The 20,653-nt window shown below is 71.1% G+C and carries 18 protein-coding genes; 6 read left to right on the forward strand and 12 right to left on the reverse strand.

Annotated elements, in window-relative coordinates; all coding sequences use genetic code 11:
- Positions 1–95: 95 nt before the first annotated feature.
- The 3 genes from L3Q67_RS43130 to rimO are packed head-to-tail and all read right to left on the reverse strand — an operon-like array spanning position 96 to position 2,649.
- Positions 96–566: a CinA family protein gene (locus tag L3Q67_RS43130; protein ID WP_499187155.1), complete on the reverse strand. Its 471-nt coding sequence runs from the start codon at positions 564–566 to the stop codon at positions 96–98.
- A complete protein-coding gene (gene pgsA / locus L3Q67_RS43135; protein WP_499187156.1) occupies positions 563–1,213 on the reverse strand; it encodes a CDP-diacylglycerol--glycerol-3-phosphate 3-phosphatidyltransferase in 651 nt (216 codons plus the stop codon). The genes L3Q67_RS43130 and pgsA overlap by 4 nt, the downstream gene beginning before the upstream one ends.
- Positions 1,210–2,649, reverse strand: coding sequence for a MiaB/RimO family radical SAM methylthiotransferase (rimO, locus tag L3Q67_RS43140; protein WP_499187157.1), 1,440 nt, complete (start codon positions 2,647–2,649; stop codon positions 1,210–1,212). The genes pgsA and rimO overlap by 4 nt, the downstream gene beginning before the upstream one ends.
- 99 nt (positions 2,650–2,748) lie before the next feature.
- Between rimO and L3Q67_RS43145 the strand changes: the two genes are divergently transcribed.
- Positions 2,749–3,264: a GNAT family protein gene (locus L3Q67_RS43145; RefSeq protein ID WP_499191786.1), complete on the forward strand. Its 516-nt coding sequence runs from the start codon at positions 2,749–2,751 to the stop codon at positions 3,262–3,264.
- On the opposite strand, the gene L3Q67_RS43150 is transcribed toward L3Q67_RS43145, so the two are convergent.
- On the reverse strand, positions 3,254–4,564 hold the full coding sequence (locus tag L3Q67_RS43150; protein ID WP_499187158.1) for an LVIVD repeat-containing protein: 1,311 nt from the start codon (positions 4,562–4,564) through the stop codon (positions 3,254–3,256). The two genes, L3Q67_RS43145 and L3Q67_RS43150, sit on opposite strands and share 11 nt — an antisense overlap.
- A gap of 88 nt (positions 4,565–4,652) precedes the next feature.
- On the opposite strand from L3Q67_RS43150, the gene L3Q67_RS43155 reads away from it, so the two are divergent.
- The 3 genes from L3Q67_RS43155 (at position 4,653) to L3Q67_RS43165 (ending at position 7,305) form a co-directional block, all read left to right on the forward strand.
- On the forward strand, positions 4,653–6,014 hold the full coding sequence (locus L3Q67_RS43155; protein ID WP_499187159.1) for an ABC transporter substrate-binding protein: 1,362 nt from the start codon (positions 4,653–4,655) through the stop codon (positions 6,012–6,014).
- Between the two features lie 138 nt (positions 6,015–6,152).
- Positions 6,153–6,617, forward strand: a complete 465-nt coding sequence (locus L3Q67_RS43160) for a phospholipase (RefSeq protein WP_499187160.1) — start codon at positions 6,153–6,155, stop codon at positions 6,615–6,617.
- Between the two features lie 64 nt (positions 6,618–6,681).
- Positions 6,682–7,305, forward strand: a complete 624-nt coding sequence (locus L3Q67_RS43165; RefSeq protein WP_499187161.1) for a nitroreductase family protein — start codon at positions 6,682–6,684, stop codon at positions 7,303–7,305.
- Between the two features lies 1 nt (position 7,306).
- On the opposite strand, the gene L3Q67_RS43170 is transcribed toward L3Q67_RS43165, so the two are convergent.
- Positions 7,307–9,796: an FtsK/SpoIIIE family DNA translocase gene (locus L3Q67_RS43170; RefSeq protein ID WP_499187162.1), complete on the reverse strand. Its 2,490-nt coding sequence runs from the start codon at positions 9,794–9,796 to the stop codon at positions 7,307–7,309.
- Between the two features lie 130 nt (positions 9,797–9,926).
- On the opposite strand from L3Q67_RS43170, the gene L3Q67_RS43175 reads away from it, so the two are divergent.
- Together L3Q67_RS43175 and L3Q67_RS43180 are read left to right on the forward strand one after the other, a co-directional pair.
- The gene (locus tag L3Q67_RS43175; protein WP_499187163.1) at positions 9,927–10,739 is read left to right on the forward strand and encodes a lysophospholipid acyltransferase family protein; all 813 of its coding nucleotides are present in this window, start codon (positions 9,927–9,929) and stop codon (positions 10,737–10,739) included.
- Positions 10,740–10,811: 72 nt separating this feature from the next.
- The gene (locus L3Q67_RS43180) at positions 10,812–11,771 is read left to right on the forward strand and encodes an EamA family transporter (protein ID WP_499187164.1); all 960 of its coding nucleotides are present in this window, start codon (positions 10,812–10,814) and stop codon (positions 11,769–11,771) included.
- A 219-nt stretch (positions 11,772–11,990) separates the two neighbouring features.
- Here L3Q67_RS43180 and L3Q67_RS43185 read toward each other — a convergent pair whose 3' ends face one another.
- From L3Q67_RS43185 to L3Q67_RS43215, 7 genes are all read right to left on the reverse strand, one after another.
- A complete protein-coding gene (locus L3Q67_RS43185) occupies positions 11,991–12,587 on the reverse strand; it encodes a DUF305 domain-containing protein (RefSeq protein ID WP_499187165.1) in 597 nt (198 codons plus the stop codon).
- A 91-nt stretch (positions 12,588–12,678) separates the two neighbouring features.
- Positions 12,679–14,334: a substrate-binding and VWA domain-containing protein gene (locus L3Q67_RS43190; RefSeq protein WP_499187166.1), complete on the reverse strand. Its 1,656-nt coding sequence runs from the start codon at positions 14,332–14,334 to the stop codon at positions 12,679–12,681.
- A gap of 49 nt (positions 14,335–14,383) precedes the next feature.
- Positions 14,384–16,081: a ribonuclease J gene (locus L3Q67_RS43195; protein WP_499187167.1), complete on the reverse strand. Its 1,698-nt coding sequence runs from the start codon at positions 16,079–16,081 to the stop codon at positions 14,384–14,386.
- Positions 16,078–17,091: a 4-hydroxy-tetrahydrodipicolinate synthase family protein gene (gene dapA / locus L3Q67_RS43200; protein WP_499187168.1), complete on the reverse strand. Its 1,014-nt coding sequence runs from the start codon at positions 17,089–17,091 to the stop codon at positions 16,078–16,080. Before dapA ends, L3Q67_RS43195 begins: the two co-directional genes overlap by 4 nt.
- Positions 17,092–17,219: 128 nt before the next feature.
- On the reverse strand, positions 17,220–18,740 hold the full coding sequence (locus L3Q67_RS43205; RefSeq protein WP_499187169.1) for a serine/threonine-protein kinase: 1,521 nt from the start codon (positions 18,738–18,740) through the stop codon (positions 17,220–17,222).
- Between the two features lie 92 nt (positions 18,741–18,832).
- Positions 18,833–20,077 (reverse strand): divalent metal cation transporter, encoded by a 1,245-nt coding sequence (locus L3Q67_RS43210; protein ID WP_499187170.1) that lies wholly within the window; start codon positions 20,075–20,077, stop codon positions 18,833–18,835.
- A gap of 179 nt (positions 20,078–20,256) precedes the next feature.
- The gene (locus L3Q67_RS43215) at positions 20,257–20,649 is read right to left on the reverse strand and encodes an ACT domain-containing protein (protein ID WP_209665314.1); all 393 of its coding nucleotides are present in this window, start codon (positions 20,647–20,649) and stop codon (positions 20,257–20,259) included.
- Positions 20,650–20,653 lie beyond the last annotated feature (4 nt).

A 20,653-nucleotide genomic window follows, 5' to 3' on the forward strand; every position in this document is an offset into this window, starting at 1 on the left:
GCGCCTCCCTTCCATCGATCTGTGTCCACGTTACCCAGAGAACTCGGTGGATAGCATCAGTACACACGTTCGTACGCCAAGGGCGAACGCCGATTTCAGGTGATTTGTTCCGCCAACAGGAGCAGCGCGGCCCCCACCGAGCCCGCCCGGACCGCCGCCCGATCGCCCGATAACCGCAGCTCACGGGTGATCGACACGCCCGGCCCCGCCAGCCCGAGGTGCACCGTGCCAGGGGAAACACCGTCCTGGCCGGCGGGCCCGGCGACGCCGGTCAGCCCGATGCCCCAGTCGGCTCCGCAGCGTGTTCGCGCCCCGGCGGCCAGCTGCGCGGCCACCTCCGGGTCGACCGCGCCGCGAGTGGCGAGCAAGTCCGGGTCGACCCCGGCGAGGGTGGCCTTCAGCTCGGTGGCATAGACGATCAGCCCGCCGCGGACCGCCGCACTCGAGCCAGGGACCTCGGTCAGCGCCGCGCAGACCAGCCCGGCGGTCAGCGATTCCGCCGTGGCGACCGTCTCACCGCGGCGGATCAGCGCCTCGACGACGACCTGGGCGCTCCCGGCGGTCACGACGTGGTGCCGGTCCGGTCGCCGAGCGCCCGCAGCTTCAGCGCGCGCACCAGGTAGTCGACCCCGGTGACCACGGTGAGCACCAGCGCCAGGCCCATCAGCGCCCAGCCGACGAAGTCCGCCGAGGCGGGCAGCGGCAGCAGGTAGACGGTGATCGCGGCGATCTGCGCCATGGTCTTCGCCTTGCCGCCGCGGCTGGCCGGGATCACCCCGTGCCGGATCACCCAGAACCGCAGCAGGGTGACGCCGATCTCACGGACGGCGATCACGATGGTCACCCACCAGCCCAGCTCGCCGAGCACGCTCAGCCCGATCAGCGCGGCGCCGATCAGCGCCTTGTCCGCGATCGGGTCGGCGATCTTGCCGAAGTCGGTGATCAGCCCGTACTTGCGCGCCACCCAGCCGTCGACCTGGTCGGTGAACGAGGCGACGGCGAACAACGCGGTGGCGATGGCCCGCCAGAAGGTCTCGGTGCCGTCCCCGGCGAACAACGCGGCGATGAACAGCGGCACCAGCACCAGCCGCGACAACGTGAGCAGGTTCGCCATGTTGAGCGTGGGCACCGGCGTCGGCTCGGGCTGCGCGACCGGCCGCGGTGGCGGCACCTCGGTCCCGCCCTCGGCCGGTTCGCTGGGCGCGGTACTCACCGGTCCGCGCCCGCCGGACGCACGATCAGGTCCACTCCGGCGGAGTCGGTCACCTCGCAGCGCACGAACTCGCCGACCTCGTACTCCCCCGCGTCGACCAGCACGCACTCGCCGTCGACCTCGGGCGCCTGGTGCGCGGCGCGGCCGGTCACCTCACCGTCCTCGACCGACTCGATCAGCACGTCCACGAAGTCGCCGATCCGGTCCTCGGCCCGCTGCGTGGTCAGCTCCTCGACCAGCGCGGAGACGCGGGCGACGCGCTTGGCGACGGTCTCCTCGTCGAGCTTGCCGTCGAAGGTCTCCGCCTCGGTGCCGTCCTCGTCGGAGTAGCCGAACACGCCCACCGCGTCCATCCGCGCGCCGATCAGGAACCGCTCCAGCTCGGCGACGTCGGCCTCGGTCTCGCCGGGGAAGCCGACGATGACGTTCGTGCGGATGCCCGCGTCCGGCGCGTACTCGCGGATCTGCTCGACCAGCGCGAGGAAGGAGTCCGTGGAGCCGAACCGGCGCATCCGGCGCAGCACGGTCTCGCTGGAGTGCTGGAAGGACAGGTCGAAGTAGGTGGCCACGCCCGGCGTGGTGGCGATCGCCTGCACCAGGCCCGGCCGGGTCTCGGCGGGCTGGAGGTAGGACACGCGCACGCGCTCGATGCCCTCGACCTCGGCCAGCCGCGGCAGCAGCAGCTCCAGCGCCCGGGTGCCGCCGAACTCGCGGCCGAAGTCCTTGCCGTAGGAGGTCGAGTTCTCGCTGACCAGGAACAGCTCCTTGACGCCCTGCTCGGCCAGCCAGCGCGCCTCGGCGACCAGCTCGTCCGGGCGGCGGGAGACGAAGGAGCCGCGGAAGGACGGGATGGCGCAGAACGAGCAGCGCCGGTCGCAGCCCGAGGCGATCTTCAGCGCGGCCACCGGCGAGGAGTCCAGGCGGGTGCGCAGCACGCGCGGGCCCCAGCCCTCCTGCGCGTGCCCCGGCAGGCCCACGTCCTGCGCCGCGGCCTGGCGCTGGACCGGGCTGATCGGCAGCAGGGTGCGGCGGTCGGCGGGCACGTGCGAAGGCACGGCGTGCCCGGAGACGATGTCGCCGAGGCGCTCGGCGAGGTCGGGGTAGTGGTCGAAGCCGAGCACCGCGTCGGCCTCGGGCAGGCTTTCCGCCAGCTCCGCGCCGTAGCGCTCGGCCATGCAGCCCACCGCGACCACCTTCGCGCCGGTGTCGGCGGCGGCGAGCAGGGTGTCCACCGAGTCCTTCTTGGCCTGCTCCACGAAGCCGCAGGTGTTCACCACGATCACGTCGGAGCCTTCCGGCTCCTCGGCCAGCTCCCAGCCTCCGGCCGCCAGGCGGCCGGCCAGCTCCTCGGAGTCGACCTCGTTTCGGGCGCACCCGAGGGTCAGCAGCGAGACCCGCCGCGGGCTGGATGAGGCGTTCGTGGTGGAAGAAGGCACGAGGTTCAGCGTAACCGGCATTTGCCCGGGGTTCGGGGGTCGCCCCCCGGGCGCCACGGTCGGGTCCGGCGGCGCCGGGCTAGGTTGGCGGACGTGCCGATGAAGCAAGACGCGGACCAGGTCGTCGTCCGCCGGGCCCTGATCGCCGACGTCCGCGAGATCAAGCAGCTGGTCGACGCGGACGCCGGGCGGGTGCTGCTGGAGAAGGACCTGGTCACCCTGTACGAGAACGTGCAGGAGTTCTGGGTGGTCGAAGTGGGCGGCGAGGTGGTCGGCGCCGGGGCGCTCCACGTGCTGTGGGAGGACCTCGCCGAGCTCCGGACGATCGTGGTGGGCAAGCAGGCGCGCGGCAAGGGCATCGGGCGCGCGCTGGTCGGGCGGCTCATCCAGCACGCGGTGGAGCTGGGGTTGCGCCGCCTGTTCGTGCTCACCTTCGAAACCTCGTTCTTCGCCGGGCACGGTTTCCGCGAGATCGACGGCGCCCCGGTGTCCCAGGAGGTCTACGAGGAGATGCGCCGCTCGGTCGACCCCGGTGTCGCCGAGTTCCTGGACCTCCCCTTTGTGAAACCGAACACGCTCGGCAACACACGGATGCTGCTGGAACTCAGTTCTTGAGTCGCAGGATGTCCACGCCGCGGGTGTTGTCGGCGACGTAGACCAGGCCCTTGTGCCAGTACGGCGCCCAGGACGCGGCGTCGGCTGGCCGGTGGTAGGCGATCTGCTTCGGGTCGGTCGGGTCGCTGACGTCGAGGAAGCGGGTGCCCTGGGCGTAGAAGGACTGCACCAGGATGTCGCCGCGCAGGTCGAAGTAGTGCGCCGAGCAGTCGCCCGAGGCGGGATCGCTGCCCTCCTGCCCGGCCACGCCCCAGGTGCCGACCGTCTTCAGCCGGAACGGGTCCTCCGGGGTGGACCGCCAGCCCTGGCCGCCGTAGGAGCCCTCCAGCGAGGAGATCACGAGCACGCCGTCGCCGGCGCAGCCGTCGAGGAAGCTCTCTTCGACCGCGTAGATCAGGTTGTTCTCACCCCACTTGCCGTTCTCGATCGGCCGCAGGCTGTTGTGCATGAACTTCGACGGCGCGGCGGTCTCTTCGATGCCACCGCCGGCGTACGGCACGGGATTGACCGGGGTCGCCTTGCGCCACTTGCCCTGCACGGGGTCGCGGTGCCAGCCCTTCGTCCAGTACCCGCGCACGCCGCCGCGGCCGGACACCCACGCGATGCCGGTCTGGTCGACCTGCACGTCGTGCACGTAGTCGGTCTTGCCGTCGTTGCGGGCCAGCTCGATCGGCTCGGGGTGCACCTTCGGCTTGGCCGGGTCGCGCACGTCGGTCACCCAGATCGGGCGGCCGCCCCAGTCGGCGGGCTGGTTGTCGGCCTTGGCCGGGCCGCCGGTCCACAGGTAGCGGCAGTCGTCGATGCAGCTGGTGGTGTGCCCGGCGGGGACCTGGACGTAGCTGCGGACCACCGGCTTCTCGGGGTTCTTCACGTCGACCACGTAGATGCCGGACTCGCCGGTGCGCACGTTGCCGCCGAAGGCCCGCGGGTCCCTGGCCAGGAAGACCAGCTTGCGCTTGCGGTCGACCTCGGTGTTCTCGGTCTCCCACATCCCGGGCAGGCTCAGTTCGCCGATGAGCTTGGGCGCGGTCGGATTGGCCAGGTCGTAGGTCTTCAGCCCGAACTCGCCGGACACCACCATCACGTCACGGCGTCCGTAGTCGGGGAATTCGAGCGCGATGGCGCCCTGCGCGTCCGGCACGTTGCCGACCGCTTCGACGTTCTTCACCGCCCCTGGCGCACCGGCGGCGGGGGCCGCCTTGGGTTCGGGCCCGTCTTCTTCACCGCAGGCCCCGGCGGGCAGCGCGGTGACGAGCGCGGTGGCGGCGACGAGGACGAGGGTCAGGCAGGAGCGGAGCATCAGCGACCTCCCAAGGACGAGCCCCCGGTACTGTAGGGCGCCGGATTCACCGGATACAACCGCCTTCCGTTGGTGCTAGACAGACTCCATGCGTGTGCTCCCCCTGGCTCTGGCCGCCGTGCTGGCCGTGGCTTCGGCCGCCTGCACCCCGGAGGCCGAGCCGCCGTCACCGGACGTGCTCACCGTCGGACTGCCCGAGCCGGGCAGCCTGGTGCCCGGCGAGCTCCGCGACCAGGCCGGGCGGACCGTCGCCTCGGCGCTGTGGACGCCGATCCCGCCGTCGGCGGCGACCAGCGAGGACCTGGTCACCTGGACGGTCCGGCCACCGGCCGGGCGGTTCCACGACGGCACACCGGTCACCGCGAAGTCCTATGCGGACACTTGGCGGCTCACCGGCAGTTCCTTGGGCGCCAAGGAGATCACCGCGGTCGACGACACCACCGTGCGGATCGTGCTCGGGCAGCCGTCCGGGGAGGTACCGGTGAAGCTGACGGCTCCGGCCTTCCTGCCGCTGCCCGGATCGGTGCTCGTTTCCCGTGACTGGGCCGGATTCTCGCGGAATCCGATCGGTAACGGGCCCTACCGGCTCGCGTCCCCGTGGGAACCGGGCCGTGGCGCGAAACTGGTGCGCGTCACCGAAGAACCGGGCAAGCCCAAGGAGATCGACCTCCGGGTCGGCGATTCCGGCGCGCAGTACGACGAAGTGAAGGCGGGCACGCTCGATCTGGCCGTCGAAGTCCCCGGCGCCCGACACGAAGCGATGCACGCCGACTTCGCCGACCGGCACGCGCTGTGGCCGCTGCCGTCGGCGGGCTACCTGGTGTTCCCCTTGGGGGACAAGCGGTTCGAGGACGCGGCCGTGCGGTTCGCCTTCGCCATGGCCGCCGATCGCGCGGCACTGGCGAAGGGCCCACTCGGCGACCAGGCCGACCCCGCCCGGGGCGCCCTGCCCGGCGAGCGGTCGGGCACCTGCCGCCCGTGCAGCCACGATCCGGCCGCGGCGAAGGCATTGGCTTCACAGGGCGGGTTCAGCGGCGAAACCAGCCTCTACTACGGCCCCGATGAGGAGTTCTGGGCGCGGGCACTGGCCGAGCAGATCCAGGGGGCGCTCGGCTTCCCCGTGGTCGCGAAACCCCGTCACGAAGGGAACTTGGACGGGCCACTGGCGATCACCGTGCAAGCGGCGACGCCCGGCGAAACGGTCGCCGCCCTGACCGCGGCGACCGGGTACGCGGGCGCCGGATTCGGCGATCTGGTCACCGCCGCTTCGTCAGCGCCTGACGAAGAAGAGCGCGCGCAGCGGTACCGGCTGGTCGAGAACCAGTTGCTCCGGGATCTTCCCGCCGCGCCGATCTGGACCGGTCATGGACACGCGGTGTGGTCACCGCGACTGAAGAACGTCGTATCCGCGCCATTCCACGGCATCAGCCTGGCCGACATCTCACTCTGAGCTCCATTCGGTCACAAATCAGCGTGGTGGAATCTTTGGGAGGAATTCACTGGCTTTCCTACGCAAGGCGGTGGCGGCGCGGGTCCGTTCTCCCCAATGCTGTGCTCGCCAGTCAGAGCACAGCGAGGGAGAACAGCGATGTCCGTGACCGCCCTGCCCGAGCCCACCACCCGTCGCAGACCAGTCCGCGGCCTCCTGCGCAAGTTCACCGTTTCCGCGGCCGTGGCCGCAAGTCTCGTGCTGGGCGCGGGCACCGCGCAGGCGATCGACGCGCGAGCGGTGACCGACAACTACCTGTTCGGCAAGTCGCTGTCGGGCTTCGTGAGCGTGCGCGGGACCTACCCGGGCGACCTGGACTGGTCGACCGACGCCTGCTCGTGGTCGCCGGACAAGCCACTGGGGTACAACTTCACCCAAGCGTGCTGGCGGCACGACTTCGGGTACCGCAACTACAAGAAGCAGAGCCGGTTCACCGACGGCAACCGGCTGCGGATCGACGACAACTTCTACGCCGACATGAAGGGCATTTGCGGTGGCGCGGCGGCGTGCAACGCGGCGGCGTGGACGTACTACCAGGCCGTGCGCCAGTTCGGCGCCAGCTGAGCCTCCTCCGGCGGGTCGTGAGTGCCTAAGCTCTGGGCACTGACGACCCGTCCTGGGGGTAGGCATGGATCTCGCGGTCACCGATCACCTGCTCGGCACCACCCGCGCGGTGCGCCGGAAGCTCGACCTGGACCGGCCGGTGGAGCGGGAGGTGCTCCTGGACTGCCTGCGCCTGGCGGTGCAGGCCCCGACCGCGGGCGCCACGCAGCAGTGGCGCTGGCTGGTGGTCCGCGACCAGGAGCGCCGCGACCGGCTCGGCACGCTCTTCCGCGAAGTCGGCACGGCGTACCTGGACGCGAAGGTCGCGGACAGTCCTCAACGGGCGCGCACGCTCGCCTCGGCACGGCACCTGGTCGACATCATCGAGCGAGTCCCGGTGCTGGTCATCCCGTGCCTGCTGGGCCGCCCGCACGGCGGCAACGACGCGCTCTCGGTCTTCTACGGCGGCATCTTCCCGGCGGTCTGGAGCTTCCAGCTGGCGCTGCGGGCCCGCGGCCTCGGCTCCACGCTGACCAGCTACCACCTCGAACGCGAGGCCGAAGCCGCCGAGATCCTGGGCATCCCGGACGACGTCACGCAGGTCGGCCTGCTGCCCGTCGCCTACACCACGGCGACCGACTTCAAGCCCGCGCCACGCACTCCGCCCGAGGAGCTGACCTACCAGGACAGCTGGGGCAGTCCGCTCTGAACTACTCGCCCGCGTCGGCGGGGCCGCCGCCGCGGATGAGGTACAGCACCGACTCCAGTTCCTCCGGCTTGATCAGCACGTCACGCGCCTTCGAACCCTCGGACGGGCCGACCACGCCACGCGACTCCAGCAGGTCCATCAGCCTGCCCGCCTTGGCGAAGCCGACGCGGAGCTTGCGCTGGAGCATCGAGGTCGAGCCGAACTGCGAGGTGACCACCAGCTCGGCCGCCTGCAGCAGCACGTCGAGGTCGTCGCCGATGTCCGCGTCGATCTCCTTGGCCTCGCCCGCCTTCGCCGCGGTGACGCCGTCCTGGTAATCCGGCTGCGCCTGCTCCTTGGCGAAGTTCACGATCGCCGAGATCTCGTCGTCGCCGACGAACGCGCCCTGCACGCGCACCGGCTTCCCGGCACCCATCGGCAGGTACAGCGCGTCACCCATGCCGATCAGCTTCTCCGCGCCCGGCTGGTCGAGGATGACCCGCGAGTCGGTCAGCGAGGAGGTCGCGAAGGCCAGCCGCGAGGGCACGTTGGTCTTGATCAGGCCGGTCACCACGTCCACCGACGGCCGCTGCGTGGCCAGCACCAGGTGGATACCCGCGGCACGGGCCTTCTGGGTGATCCGCACGATCGCGTCCTCCACGTCGCGCGGCGCGGTCATCATCAGGTCGGCCAGCTCGTCGACGATGGCCATGATGTACGGGTACGGCGTGTAGACCCGCTCGCTGCCCGGCGGCGCGGTGATCTCGCCCGAGCGCACCTTCGCGTTGAAGTCGTCGATGTGGCGGACCCGGTTGGCCTGCATGTCCTGGTAGCGCTGCTCCATCTCCTCCACCAGCCAGGCCAGCGCGGCGGCGGCCTTCTTCGGCTGGGTGATGATGGGCGTGATCAGGTGCGGGATGCCCTCGTACGGGGTCAGCTCGACCATCTTCGGGTCGATCAGGATCATCCGGCACTCGTCCGGCGTGGCCCGCGCCAGCAGCGACACCAGCATCGAGTTGACGAAGCTGGACTTACCGGAACCGGTGGACCCGGCCACCAGCAGGTGCGGCATCTTCGTCAGGTTCGCGGTGACGAAGTGGCCCTCGATGTCCTTGCCCAGCCCGATCACCATCGGGTGGTTGTCCTTGGCTGCCTTCGGCGAGCGCAGCACGTCACCGAGGCGCACCATCTCGCGGTCGGAGTTGGGCACCTCGATGCCGACCGCGGACTTGCCCGGGATCGGCGCCAGCAGCCGCACGTTGTCGGTGGCCGCGGCGTAGGCGATGTTCTTGGTCAGCGCGGTGATCTTCTCGACCTTCACGCCGGGGCCGAGTTCGACCTCGTAGCGGGTCACCGTCGGCCCCCGGGTGAAACCGGTGACCTGGGCGTCGACGTTGAACTGGTCGAGCACGCCGGAGATCGACTCGATCATCACGTCGTTGGCCTTGCTGCGTGACTTCGGCGCGTCACCGAGGGCGAGCAGGTCCGCCGACGGGAGCTGGTAGTCGCCCTCCACCGTGCGGGTCACCGTCATCGGTGCCTCGGCGGCGGGCTGCTTGCGCGGCTTCTTCTCCGGTACCTCGGCGGCCTTGACCTTCGGCGGGGTGGGCAGCGGCCCCGGCTCCACCGGCAGTTCGAGCTGGTCGTCCTGGTCTTCGGCGGCCTTAGCCTGGCGGCGGCGCGACGGCTTGCGCAGCCGGACGGTCTTCGTGTCCGCCTCGGTGACGTCCGCTTCGCGCGCTTTGCGCTCGGCTCGGGCCTCCTGGCGCGCCTGCTCCTCTTCGAGTTCGTCGGGGTCCATACCCCACTCGCGCAGCCGCTGCGGGATGTCGCGGACCGGGGTGCCGGTGAACACCAGCACGCCGAAGCCCAGCACGAGCGCCAGCAGCGGCGCCGCCACCCAGGTGGTCACCCCGGCGGCGAGCAGGCCGCCGGAGAGGTAGCCGAGGAAGCCACCGGCGTACATCCGGTCGGCGTTGACCGAGGGCAGCCCGGCGAACAGGTGCAGCAGGCCGAGCACGGCGAAGATCATCAGCAGCGCGCCGATCACCCGGCGCGGCCGCGTGTCCGGCTGCGGTTCCGAGCGCATCAGCGCCACCGCGGCCACGGCGAGCACCAGCGGCAGGGTCACCGAACCGGCGCCGAACACCGTGCGCGTGCCGATCTGCACCCAGCCGCCGACCGGGCCTGCGGCCTGCCACCAGACACCGACCGCGATCACGATGGCCAGCCCGATCAGCGCCAGCGCGAGCCCGTCCCGGCGGTGCTCCGGCTCCAGGTCACGGCCGCGGCCCACGGTCCTGGCCAGCGAGCCGACGCCCTTGGCCAGCAGGTTCCACCCACCGCGCACGGCCCGGCCGAAACCGCCCCCGGACTTGCCGCGCGGCGCCGGTTTGCGCGCTGGCGGCCGCTTGGCCGCCGTACGAGGGCGGCTGCCGCCGCGGGTGGTCCGAGCGGGCGCCTTCCCACCACGTCCCTTGGTTGGTCCCTTGGTTGCCGAGCCACCTGCCATGGGCTCCACGGTAACCCTCGGTCCCGGCGCGTCACATCTGCCACTCGCAGCACACCGGGAACATTTCTCACGTTACCGCTCGGCCGGTCCCCAAACCGGGTGAATCACCACTCGTGACATGCTCTGGCGCATGTTCGCTCTCCACCGCGACGAGAACGGGCGCCGGCGCGTCCCCACGCCGGCCATCTGGCGCACGATGCTCGCGATCGACCACCGCCTGGTCAACCTGGTCGGCAGGCTGCGGATCACCGGTCAGGTGCCCAGCGGGCTGCGGGACCGGCCGCTGCTGATGGCCGCCAACCACATCGGCGTGTTCGACCCCTTCGTGCTGATGGCGGCGTGCCGCAAGATCGGCATCGCGCCCCGGTTCATGCTGGCGGGCGGCATCCTCGACGCCCCGGTGATCGGCCCGGCGCTCAAGGCCAGCGGGCACCTGCGCGTGGACCGCGGCAAGTCCGATTCGGCGGTGTCTCAGTTCGGCGCGGCGGTCGACGCCATGCGCACCACGCGGGCACCGATCATCGTCTACCCGGAGGGCCGGATCAGCCACGACCCCGGCCTGTGGCCCGAGCGCGGCAAGTCCGGCGCGGCGCGGCTGGCGATCGCCTCGGGCGTGCCGGTGGTGCCGATCAGCCAGTGGGGCGCGCACGAGGCGGTCTACTGGGGCACCGAGACGGTGACCGGGCCCGCCGACATCCTGCCGCTGGCGAAGTCGGGCCTGACCGCGCCGCTGCGGCGGCCGGTGTTCCGGGTGCACTTCGGCGAGCCGGTCGACCTGGCCGACATCGAGCCGGAACGGCCGGGCGCCGGGGTGCGCGCGCACGCCAAGATCATGCGCGCGATCACCGAGGGCCTGGTGCCGCTGCGCCGCGGTGAAATGGACGCCCCGCGGTTCCACGACCCGACCCGGCCGACCGACACGGTCAGCCCGTGGAAGCCGTAACCCCCGTTCGACTTTAGGCAGTTACCGAAAAAGGGTTCCGGACTGTCGGTGCCCGGTCGTATCGTGCGGTCCATGGTCACCGAGGTCCCGGCGCGCACGCTGGTCGTCCACCGGGGCCGCGGCACGGTGCTGATCCTGGTCGCGGCCCTGTTCTTCAGCAGCTCCGGCGCGCTGGGCAAGCCGGTGATGCTGGCCGGGCTGAGCCCCGAACAGGTGGCCGCCGCGCGGATCGGCCTTGCCGCGCTGGTGCTGGCCATCGGCGTGGCGCTCGCGCGGCCGTCACTGCTGCGCGTCCGGGCGGCGGACTGGCCGCTGCTGCTGGGGTACGGCCTGCTCGGTGTCGCCGGGGTGCAGCTGTGTTATTTCATCTCGGCGAGCCGGATCCCGGTGGGTATCGCGATCCTGCTGGAGTTCACCTCGCCGGTGCTGATCGCGTTGTGGGTCCGCTTCGTGCGGCGGGTGCGGTTGCCCAGGGTGATGTGGGGCGGCATCGCGCTGGCGATGCTCGGGCTGGCCATGGTCGCCCAGGCCTGGGAAGGTCTGCGGCTGGATGCCTTCGGCCTGCTCGCCGGCGTCGGCGCGGCGATCTGCTCGGCGGGGTACTTCCTGATCGGCGAGCGAGCGGTAGCCGATCGGCACCCGCTGGGGCTGGTCACGTGGGGCATGATCGTCGGCGCGGTGGCGGTGTGCGTGGTGGCGCCACCTTGGACCATCCCGGTATCGTTGCTCTCGGCGCCTGCCCAGTTCGGCCCTTGGCAGCCGCCGATCTGGGTGCTGCTGGTCGCTCTGGTGCTGTTGTCGACCGTTTTCGCTTATCTGGCGGGAATTTCTTCGCTACGACACCTGCCCGCTCCGGTGGCGAGCGTGCTGGGCCTGTGCGAACCGCTGCTGGCCGCCGCTCTTGCTTGGGTCCTTCTGGGAGAAGCCCTCACCTGGGTACAACTGCTGGGCGCGGCTGTCCTGCTGGGTGGCGCCCTGATCGTCCAACTGAACTCCCCCGGCAAACCCACGGGCGGGGCCGCTCCCGCCTGACCGCCACTCCAGCCGACTGTCCACACGGGACTCCAGCTACGCGAACGTGGAACTCGGCTGCGCGAATGCGGGACTCGGGTGCCTGAGTGTGGAACTCGGCTGCGTGAGTGTGGGGTTCGGGGGCGGCGGCCCTGCCGAATGCTATGAGTGGGGCATTACTTGCATTGAATGCTAGTAATGCCCCACTCATAGCATTCGCCGGGGGCGCGGCGGCGGGGGTTAGAGGGAGTTCAGTTCGGTCAGTTCGGCTTGCTGGGCCTGGCTGATCTTGCCGGCCAGGTCCTTCGCCTGCGGGTTCTTCCCGTTCGCCTTTTCGGCGTCGGCGACTCGCACGGCGCCTTCGTGGTGCCGCGTCATGAGTTCGACGAACTTCCGGTCGAACTCCGCGCCGGTCGCGGATTCGAGGGCCGTCATGTCGGCATCGGTGACCATGCCCGAGTGGCCGCCGTGGTCGAGGCCCGGGTCTTCCGGCGGCTGCTGCCCCCACACCTCGAGCATGCTCGAGAGCTGCGCCATTTCCGCGTCCTTCGTGTCCCGGATCTTCAGCGCCAGCGCCTTGACCTTCTCGTTCCCCGACTTCTCCACCGCCAGCGCGGCCATGTCCACGGCCTGCTGGTGGTGCGGGATCATCTCGGTCGCGAAGGCCACGTCGGCCTCGTTGAACTCCGCGGACACCTGCAGCCCGGCCACCGCGGCGGGCGGCGGCGCCTGCGGACCCGGCTCCGGCGCGGCCTCCTCTCCGGAACAACCGGCGAGCACCAGCGCCGAGGTCACACCGGCGACGGCCAGGACCGGCCGTCGGGGGAAGCGGAACATGCGAAGCTCCTCGGAGGAAAACGGAAGAATCGGGTGTGCGCACTAGATTCCCAGAGCGTGCCGTTCGCACGCGCACCGGGGTCCGCCCTGCTCACCCGCAGCAGGCGAGCTTGCTCAACGCTGCGTAGAACACTTCGTTGATCTTCCCCGGATCGGGTGTGGTGAACGCCTGCCCACCCGTGGCGGCGGTGATTTCCTGCAACTCCGCCACGTCGATGTCCGGCCCGACGCCGATGCCGAGCAGCTGGATCGGCCGCTTCGGATCGGCGAGTGCACCCAACTGGGTGAGCAGGTCCGCGCGGCTGATCCCCTGCGCGTCGTCGTTGCGCCCGTCGGTCATCACGACCACCAGGTTCAGCCGTCCGGGTTCCCATTCGGCACGCGCGGTCCGGTAAGCGGCGAGCACGCTGTCGTACAACCCGGTCTGCCCGTCCGGGGTCGCCTGGATGCTGCCGAGCGTCGCCTCCGCCCCGCGCGCGAGCTGATCGCTCACCGGCGCCATCGGCAGCACCTCGCGGTAGTCCTTGTCCCCGTCGAGCTTCGTGGAGAAGGCGAGCACCCGGATGTCGCTGGTCGGCCGGAACAACCGCAACGCGCGCTGGGCCGCCTCGCGCGTCAGCTCCATGCGCGTGCGCCCGGTGGCAGGCTCCACCGCGTTCATCGAGCCCGACACGTCGATCAGCACCTGCAGCCGCGAGCTCAGATTGATGCCCGCCCACTGGTTCAGGATCAGGTCGACCTCGTCGGCGGGCGGCATCATCGCGGGCTGCATGTCCCGCGAAACCACGCGCCCGTCCTGCGACCGGTCCCGCAGCGCCTTCCCGCCGGGCGTCCGGAAGCCCGCGTCCGCCAGCGCCTGCAAACCTTCCGGTGCGTCGATCGCCCGCAGGAACCGATCGGCCGCGGCACGTTCGCCGGGACCTGCTCCCGGCAGTACCACGAACGGGTGGTCCAGCGCGGGCGCCAGCGGCGCGTACACCGCGACCAAACCGTGGCCGCCCTGTTCGACGTTGTGCCGCAGCACGGAGTTCTCCGTGGTGGGGAACGCGGTCAACGCCTCCTGCTGCGCGGCCGACGGCAGCCGCCCGAACAGCTCCGGTGCGCCCGCGACCGTGTTCGGCGACAACCGGCGCAGCAACTCGGCGAAGGCCGCGCCCGGATCGGGCTGTCCCTTCACCGTGTCCCGCGCGGCGAACAACGCCGCCACCCCGACCGGATCACGAGCCGGGTCCGCCATGCCCACCCGCAGGCCGCTGTCGGCCGGGCCGAGCACGTCCGACCAGGTGAGCGTCTTGGCAGGCCAGCCGAGCGTGGTCGCGGTCCGCTCGTCGAGCGCCAGCACCACCGGCGAACTGGCGATCGACCGGCCCGAAGCGGGCACCTCGGCCGCCCCGGCTTCCCGCGCGCGCCGCAGCATCAGCGTGGACTCCGGCACCCAGACGTGCGCCGCGTTGTCCTGGGGCAACGCGAGCTCTTCGACCGCGCGCAGGGAGTCGCGGCTTTGCACCTCGACCTTGCCGCACCCCGGGCCGGTGCCCGGCGGGAGCGCGTGCGCGATCCTCGTGAGCACCGGCGCGGTCTCCTCGGCGGCGACCACCCGCAACGTCACCGGTTGGGCGCAGCCGTTGCGGGCGCGCACGAAGACCACCGCACCCCAGGAAATGCCGGCCACCACCAGCACGGCGGCCGTCAGCAGGACCGGCAGCCGCCGGAGTCGTCGAACCGGAACCGCGGAATGACGCCCCATGCGCGCCTCCTGGACCGTGGGGGGTCAGTCCAGATTAATCGCGAAACGCTCAGACGGGAATGACCGTGGGCACGATCATCGGCCGGCGGCGGTAGGTGTCGGCGACCCAGCGGCCCACCACCCGGCGCACCGACTGCGCGATCCGGTGCGTGTCGGTGATGCCCTCGGCCTCGGTGCGCGACAGCTCCATCTCCACCAGCGGCACCACCGCGTCCAGTGCCTTCGGGTCGTCGGAGAAGCCGCGACCGGACACCGTCGGCGGGCTGACCGCGCGCCCGGTGCTGGAGTCCACGGCCACGTTGATCGCGATGAACCCGCCCTCGCCGAGGACCAGCCGGTCGGACAACGTCGACTCGCCCACGTCACCGACCGACAGGCCGTCCACGTAGACGTGCCCGACCTCGACCCGGCCGCTCAGCCGCGCGCGGCCGTCGACCAGGTCGACCACCACGCCGTCCTCGGCGATCACCACGTTCTCCGGCGCGACGCCGGTGCGGACCGCGAGCTCGCCGTTGGCCACCAGGTGCTTCCACTCGCCGTGCACCGGCATCACGTTGCTCGGGCGCACCGCGTTGTACAGGTAGAGCAGCTCACCGGCGGAGGCGTGCCCGGACACGTGCACCTTCGCGTTGCCCTGGTGCACCACGTTCGCGCCCAGCCGGACCAGGCCGTTGACCACGCCGAACACCGCGGTCTCGTTGCCCGGGATCATCGAGCTGGCCAGCACCACGGTGTCCCCGGCCTTGATCGAGATCTGCCGGTGCTCACCGCGGGCCATCCGCGAGAGCGCGGACAGCGGCTCGCCCTGCGAACCGGTGGAGACGAACAGGACCTTGCTCTCCGGCAGTTTCGCCGCCTGGTCGAGGTCGACCAGCAGCCCCTCGGGCAAGTTGAGCAGGCCGAGCTCGGCGGCGATGCCCATGTTGCGGACCATCGACCGGCCGACGAAGGCCACCCGGCGGCCGTGCTGCACGGCCACGTCGAGCACCTGCTGCACGCGGTGCACGTGGCTGGCGAAGCAGGCCACGATCACCCGCTGGTCGACCCGCCGGATCACGTCGTCGAGCACCGGGCCGATGTCGCGCTCCGGCATCACGAACCCGGGCACCTCGGCGTTGGTCGAGTCCACGCAGAACAGGTCCACGCCCTCGTCGCCGAGCCGGGAGAACCCGGCGAGGTCGGTCAGCCGCCCGTCCAGCGGCAGCTGGTCGAGCTTGATGTCACCGGTGTGCAGCACCACCCCGGCCGGGGTGCGGATGGCCACCGCCAGCGCGTCCGGGATGGAGTGGTTGACCGCGAAGAACTCCAGGTCGAACGGGCCGACCTGCCGGCGCTCGGTCTCCTTGACCTCGATCAACTTCGGCCGCTGCTTGTGCTCCTTGCACTTGGCCGCCAGGAGCGCCAGGGTGAACCGCGAACCGTAGATCGGCAGGTCCGGGCGCAGGCGCAGGAGGAAGGGCGCGGCGCCGATGTGGTCCTCGTGCCCGTGGGTGAGCACCAGCGCCTCGATCTCGTCGAGCCGGTCCTCGATCGCCCGGAAGTCGGGCAGGATCAGATCCACCCCCGGCTGGTCGTCCTCGGGGAAGAGCACGCCGCAGTCGACGATGAGCAGGCGGCCGTCGAACTCGAAGACGGTCATGTTGCGCCCGACTTCGCCGATGCCGCCGAGCGCGACCACGCGGAGCGCGCCTTCTTCGAGTGCGGGTGGTGCCGAGGTGGGGCCGGGTCCGATGGACAGTGAGCTCAACGGTGAATTGTCCCAACGCTGGTATGGGTGGTCGGTGCGACGTACGCCGCCGCGGAGTCGGCGTGCGCCACCCGTGAACTATGCCAGTCGCTCGCCGGGGCCGCGTCCAGTGGCACGCCCGCCTGGGTGAGATCCGCCGAAATCGCGGCGATCTGCTCCTCGGTGGCCGGCACGATCGGCAGCCGCGGGTCACCCGCATCGTACCCGCGCAGCCGCAGCGCGGTCTTGCTGAACACCACGCCGCCGACCCGGGAGAAGGCCCGGTAGACCGGCAGCATGCCGCGGTGGTTGGTGCGCGCGGTGGAGGTGTCGCCCTTTTCGTAGGCTTCGATCATCGCCCGGATGCGCCCGGCGACCACGTGCCCGACCACGCTGACCACGCCGGTCGCGCCGACCGAGAGCCACGGCAGGTTCAGCCCGTCGTCCCCGGAGTAGTAGGCCAGGTCGGTGTTCGCGATGACCTCGCTGCCTGCCAGCAGGTCGCCCTTGGCGTCCTTGACCGCGAGGATCCGCGGGTGCTCGGCGAGCCGGCGCAGGGTGTCGACCTCGATCGGCACGATCGAGCGCGGCGGGATGTCGTAGAGCATGATCGGCAGGCCGGTGGCGTCGGCCACGGTGGTGAAGTGCGCGTGCAGGCCCGCCTGGGTGGGCCGCGAGTAGTACGGGGTGACGATCAGCGCGCCGTGCGCGCCGGCCTTCTCGGCCTGGCGCACCAGTTCCACGCTGTGCGCGGTGTCGTAGGTGCCGGCGCCGGTGACCACGGTGGCGCGGTCGCCGACCGCCTCGACCACGGCCCGGATCAGGTCCGACTTCTCCGCGTCGGAGGTGGTCGGGCTCTCGCCGGTGGTGCCGTTCACCACCAGCCCGTCGTTGCCCAGTTCCACCAGGTGCTTCGCGATCTCCTGGGCCCGATCGAGGTCCAGCGCCCCCTCGCGGTCGAACGGGGTGATCATCGCGGTGAGCACGCGGCCGAACGGCCGTCCCGGTGCTGCCGAAGGTGGAGTGGACATGCTCCGACGGTACCTGTTCACGGCCGGTAACCCGGCGCCGACCTCGCACTATGACATGATCACCGCGCCTGGTCACCGGTTGGCGCAGAATCCCCGGCGCGACGGCCAGGAGGCCGCAACTCCTCCGCCTACCGGACCTCGATGGCGGCCGGTCCCGTCGCGGTGGCGCCGCCGGTCTTGCTCAGCACGCAGTAGGCCTGGCGGACGAGGTTGCCGGAGGTGTCCTTCTTGGCGTTCCACGCCTGGGCGGTCGGCAGCAGCGCGCGGTACTGCAACCCCGCCCGCTGGTTGGCCGGCACCACGTTCGAGTGAAAAATCAGCTCGCAGCGCGATTCCACCGAGATCCGCAGTCGCTCGGGGTCCGGGTAGGCCGCCGCGGGCGCGCTGTCGGCGACACTGCTGTCCCCGCCCAGCGTGCCGAACGAGGCGTACACCTCGAAGTCGTGCTGCTCCTCGCATTCGACCTTGTTGCTCGACGAGATCGACCGGCCCGGTTCCAGCGGCACGTTGTAGCAGCGCTGCGAGGACGACGGCGTGTCGAACTGCTGGATGTCGCCCTGCGTGCCGTAGGTCAGCGCGCCCAGCATCGCCGAGTCCTCCTTGGGCGCGCCCCACCAGTTCCCGAGGAAGAAGCCACCGGCGAGCAGCAGGACCGCGGCCAGCGCGGCCCCGGTGACCACCAGCGGCCGCTTGCCCTTGCGCGGCGCGGCGACAGGCTGCTGCTGTCGCGCGTAGTGCGTGGGCGCGGGCCCGGCCATGGTCGGCGGCGGTCCACCGTAGACCGACGTCGGGGTGTGCTGGCCGGTGCCGGCGGCGGCCATCTGCAGCAGCCCGTGTGCCTGGTGCGCGGTCAGCCTGCCCTCGGGCGCGGCGACCAGGAGGCCCATCACCACCGAGGCGAGCGGGCCCTGGGTGCGGGTCAGGTACGGGACCTCGTTCATGATCGCGTGCAGGGTGGCGGCGGTGCTGGAGCGCTCGAACGCGAGCACGCCCTCGGCGGCGAAGAACAGGGTGACGCCGAGCGACCACAGGTCCGAGGCCGGACCGGCTTCCTGACCGGAAACGCGTTCGGGCGCCATGAACGCGGGACTGCCGACGATCATGCCGCTGGTGGTCAGCCGGGGGTCGTCGACGGCCTGCGCGATGCCGAAGTCGGTCAGCTTCACGCGGCCGTTGGGCGCGACCATGATGTTGCCGGGTTTGACGTCGCGGTGCACGATTCCCGACTCGTGCGCGGCCTGCAGCGCGGACAGCACCTGGAGGCCGATGCTCGCCACCTGCTGCGCGGGCAGCGCGCCCCGCTCGCGCACCAGGTCCGACAGCGTCGGCGCGTCGACCAGTTCCATCACGATGTAGGTGGTGCCCGCTTCGGAGACCACGTCGAACACGGTGACCACGGCGGGGTCGTTGAGCCTGCCGCCGGTGCGCACCTCGCGCAGCACCCGCTCGGAGAACACACCCGCGTCGTCGGCCCCCTCGGGCAGGCGCAGTTCCTTGATCGCCACCTGCCTGCCGATGACCCGGTCCTCGGCGCGGAACACCACGCCCATGCCACCGCGGCCGAGTTCACCGAGCAGGACGTACCTGTCGGCGATCACACGGGGCCCTGGCGCGGGCGCCTGGGCCCGCTGGGTCGTCTCCTCGGTCACGATCGGCGCGCCTCCCTCGAGTTTGGCCAGGATGGTAGTCCGACCGTGCGGACGGTCGTGCGGTTCCTGCCCAACCCGTGAAAGAACCGTGCCTAAGCGAAGGTGAGGTACAGCAGCGCGACGTTCAGCGTGATGATCACCGCGGCGACCAGCCAGGCCAGCGTGGTGGTGACGCGGTGGTTGGCGTCGGCGCCCATCAGCCCGCGGTCGCTGGTCAACCGCACCAGCGGCACCAGTGCGAACGGGATGCCGAAGGACAGCACCACCTGCGAGACCACCAGCGCGCGGCTCGGGTCGACGCCGAGCGCCAGCACCACGATCGCCGGCGCCAGGGTGATCAGGCGGCGCGCCAGCAGCGGGATCCGCTTGCGCAGCAGGCCCTGCATGATCATCGCACCCGCGTAGGCACCCACCGAGGTCGAGGCGAGGCCCGAGGCGAGCAGGCCGATGGCGAACAGCAGCGCGACGGCCGGGCCGAGCACGTCGCCGACCGCCAGGTGCGCGCCCTCGATGGAGTCGACCCCTTCACGGCCACGAAGGGTGGTCGCCGCGAGCAGCACCATCGACAGGTTCACCGCGCCGGCCAGCAGCATCGCCAGGCCGACGTCGTACTTGGTCGCCTTGAGCAGCCGGGCACGCCGCTCGCCGTCGGCCTGGCCGTGGCGGTCGCGTGCGAGGCCGGAGTGCAGGTAGACCGCGTGCGGCATCACCGTGGCACCGAGCATGGCAGCCGCGATCAGCACGCTCTCCGTGCCGTCGAACCGCGGCACCAGCCCGCCGAGCGTGCCGGACACCGACGGCGGCTGGACCACCACGCTGGTCAGGAAGCCGATCGCGACCACCGCGAGCAGGCCGGTGATCACCCGCTCGAACGGGCGCTGGCCGCGTTTGTCCTGCACCAGCAGCAGGGCCATCGAGACCACGCCGGTGATCACGCCGCCGAGCAGCAACGGCAGGTCGAACAGCAGGTACAGCGCGATCGCCCCGCCGACCACCTCGGCCAGGTCGGTGGCGATGGCGACCAGTTCGGCCTGCGCCCAGTACGCCAGCCGGGTCGGGCGCGAGGTGCGCTCCCGGACCGCCTCGGGCAGGGACAGGCCGGTGACCAGGCCGAGCTTGGCGGAGAGGAACTGCACCAGGCAGGCCATCAGGTTGGCGGCGACGATCACCCACACCAGCAGGTAGCCGAACTGGGCACCGGCGCTGATGTTGGAGGCCACGTTGCCAGGGTCGACGTACGCGATCGCCGCGACGAAGGCCGGGCCGAGCAGGGTGGTGCCCGCGCGGACCCGCCGCAAGCGGGTCACCCGGGGGGTCACGGATTCCGTCATCGCCATGGCGTACCTCCGAGTTCAGCAGCTCCAACTCGAAGTTTAGGCATGCCGAACATCGGTGTACATACCGCCGTAAAGGTACTGTTGTGAGTTAGCTCCCGCTTGGACACGACCGGGGACTACCCAGTCGTGCGCAAGGAATGTGGCCTTCTTCGCGACAAGCGCGAGAAGGCCCATCCGCTTCACATGGAGACGTCGTGGCCCGCGGCCTGGAGCGCGTCGATCGCCCTGGTCAGGTCGTCGGACTTCACCAGTACGTGATCGGTTTCGAAGGTGGACAGGGTGAACAGCCCCACCCCGGCCGCGGCCAGTTCGCTGGCCAGCGCGGCGATGATGCCGGTCAGCGTGAACGCCAGCGGACCGCGCACGGACAGCAGCCGCCAGTCCGCCTCGACCTTGGCGCCGGGCGGGGCGAACTTCGCCGGGCAGATGATCGAAACCTCGCGCTGGGTCCTGGTCACCGAGACCAGCACCTGCCCGGGGTGGGTGAGCAGGTCCGCGGGCACGGCCTGGTCCGGATCGAGCCGTGCCACCGCGTACTCCAGCGGCTGCACGTCGATGACGAGTCGGCGCACCGGA

The sequence above is a fragment of the Saccharothrix sp. AJ9571 genome, assembly GCF_021725495.1.
GTDB classification, from domain to species: Bacteria; Actinomycetota; Actinomycetes; order Mycobacteriales; family Pseudonocardiaceae; genus Amycolatopsis; species Amycolatopsis magusensis.